Annotated in this window: 1 pseudogene; it reads right to left on the bottom strand. The window is 71.2% G+C overall.

The annotated features are described in order from the left end of the window. Positions 1-482 (bottom strand): annotated as a pseudogene (locus MD221_RS17440) (M1 family peptidase); the annotation flags it as partial.

Below are 482 nucleotides of genomic sequence, written 5' to 3'. Positions count from 1 at the left end.
TTGGCCACCGCCACGTCCTGCTCCGGCACGATCAGCGTGATGTCCCAGGGCTGCTTGAAGCTCGGCTCGTCGAAGCCGGGGAAGGTGGTGCGCGCGCCCAGCGGCTCCATCTGCGTGACCACGTAGTCGTTGCCGTCCGGCTTGACGCGGTAGGCGCCCTGCAGCTGGCCGAACGGCGCGTCGTAGGCGATCTCGATGGCCGCCTTGCCCGCCGGCAGCCGCTCGGCCGCGCCGAGCTTGAGCACGCCCGAGACGTCGGCGTCCTCGGCCTTGAGCGCGACGCGCCTGCCATCGGCCAGCACCGCCTCGGCGCGCGAAATCTTCAGGTCGCGGCCGTGCATCCAGATCGTGTCGGTGGCTTCCTTCACCTCCGCCTCGATGCGCGTCAGGCCGCTGAAGCGCTCCTGGCGTGGATCCAGCTTCAGTTCCAGCCGCACCAGCGAGGGCACCACCGTGCGCGGCAGCGGGCCCTTGGGCACCGG

Origin of the sequence: Luteimonas aquatica (assembly GCF_022662575.1) — a bacterium.
Taxonomy (GTDB): Bacteria; Pseudomonadota; Gammaproteobacteria; order Xanthomonadales; family Xanthomonadaceae; genus Luteimonas; species Luteimonas aquatica.
Note: the sequence above shows the minus strand (reverse complement) of the source record. Positions and strands in the feature narration are given on the sequence as shown.